The 1,968-nt window shown below is 77.8% G+C and carries 2 protein-coding genes; one reads left to right on the top strand and one right to left on the bottom strand.

Annotated features, from left to right (window positions below):
• The coding region (locus tag GTW67_RS33640) for a helix-turn-helix domain-containing protein (RefSeq protein WP_161168520.1) at positions 1-743 on the bottom strand (743 nt) is incomplete at its 3' end.
• Positions 744-839: 96 nt separating this feature from the next.
• Between GTW67_RS33640 and GTW67_RS33635 the strand changes: the two genes are divergently transcribed.
• Positions 840-1,968 (top strand): cell division protein PerM (locus tag GTW67_RS33635; protein WP_161168519.1); only part of this gene is annotated, 1,129 nt, incomplete at its 3' end.

Below are 1,968 nucleotides of genomic sequence, written 5' to 3'. Positions count from 1 at the left end.
ACGGCCTCGCGGGCGCGCATCAGCCGGCCGGCCGCCGCCGGGGTGCTCGCCTCCGTCTCCGCGGCCGTCTCGGGCAGGTCGAGGCCGACACCGTCGTAGAGGACGAGGGTGCGGCGGTGCGGCGGGGGGAGTGTCAGGAGCGCGTTCAGCAGGGTGCGGTCGGCCGGGTCGGCGGGCGGCGGCTCCGGTTGCCGGTGGCGGCGGCGGAAGCGGTGCCAGGGGGAGAGGGCGTACTCGTACGCCGTCGCGCGCACCCAGCCCACCGGGTCACGGTCGCGGGCCACCTCGGGCCAGTGCTCCCAGGCGAGCTGGAAGGCCCGCTCCACCGACTCGCGCGCCAGCTCGCGGCGGCCGGTCAGCAGATACGTCTGGCGTACGAGGGCGGGGGCGCCGAACTCGTACAGCGCGTCGAAGGCCTGAGCGGGCGTCAAGGCGGGCGGCGACGGCGCCGTCTCCGCCGCCCCGGCACCGACGGCCACGAACACGGGCACGGACGCCTGCGCCTGCGCCTGTGCCGGCTCCGGCTGCCGGGCCGGCGATGCGTCGGCCAGCGTGCCCAGCAGCTTCGCGTACGCGTCCCGTTTCCGGCCGCGCGGAGCCTCGCGGCCGCTCTCCCACGCGCCGACCGCCTCGGGAGTGACACCCACCCGTTCGGCGAGCTGAGCCTGCGTCAGCGCGGCGGCCTCGCGCAGGCGTCGGCGCACCTCGGGAGGCGGGAGCGGGGGTGCGGGGCTCCGCTTCACAGGACACCCCTCCGTACGAAAAGGTACATAAACGTATATTGAGCGACACAACGGTGCTTCGCTCGTTACGCGGCGAAAGCGCGTGTCGTTGGGAGCATGGCGGGCGTGATCCAGACGACCGCTCGCCGAGCCCCGTTGTCCCAGCTCCGCACCCGGTGGCACGACCGGGCGCCCGGGATGGCCGCCGGCCTCCTGGGCGGGGCCTTCGCCGCGGGCCTCGGGCTGGCCGCGGTCGCCGTGCTCGTGACCCTGCTGTGGATCAGCTCGCCGTACCCCGTACGGGAGCCGGACGACGCCCTGCATGTGGCCGCCTCCCTGTGGGTGCTGGCGCACGGCGCCGAGCTGATCCGCACCGACACGCTCTCCGGCGTGCCCGCGCCCATGGGCGTCACCCCGCTGCTGCTGCTCGCGCCACCCGTGTGGCTGGTCCACCGGGCGGCCCGGGACGCCACGGACCCCGGGGACGGCGTGGGCGTGGCCGTGGGAGCCGGCGCGAAGGCGGGTGTCGGCGTGCGGCTCGGCGGCGCCGGGGGGCGGGGCGACGGACCGCACCCCCTCTCCGCGCGCCTCGCCTGGGCGGGGGTCGTCGTCGGCTACCTCGGCGTCGCCACGCCCGTCGTGCTGTACGCGGCGGGCGGCGAGCTGCGGCCCTCGCTGGGCTGGACCGCGGTGTGCCTGCCGCTGGTCACCATGGCGGCGGCGGGCGCGGGCGCGTGGACGGCGTTCGGCCGCCCCGGCGGGCCGGTGGGACGGGCGCTGCGCGTGCTGCCGCGGAATCTGCGGGAACTGCTCGTGCTGCCGGACGCGCGCCTCGGCGCGGCGACGCGGGCCGCGGCCGCGGGGGTGACGGTGCTCGTCGGGGGCGGGGCGCTGCTGCTCGTGACGTCGCTGGTGTGGCACGGGGGCACCGCGCGCGGGGCGTTCCTGCGGCTGAGCGAGGGGTGGTCGGGGCAGTTCGCCGTGCTGCTGCTCTGTCTGACGCTGGTGCCGAACGCGGCCGTCTGGGCGGCGGTCTACGGGCTCGGGCCGGGGTTCGTGCTGGGCGCGGGGCATGTGGTGGGGCCCCTGTCCGCCGCGCCCGCTCCGCTGCTGCCGCCGTTCCCCTTGCTGGCGGCGGTGCCGGAGGCGGGGCCCGGGACGCCGCTGCACTGGGCGGCCGGGGTGGTGCCGGTGGCGGCGGGGGTGGCGGTGGGGTGGTTCACGGCGCGGGCCGCCGCGGTGGGGG

The organism is Streptomyces sp. SID5910, assembly GCF_009862125.1.
Taxonomy (GTDB): Bacteria; Actinomycetota; Actinomycetes; order Streptomycetales; family Streptomycetaceae; genus Streptomyces.
Note: the sequence above shows the minus strand (reverse complement) of the source record. Positions and strands in the feature narration are given on the sequence as shown.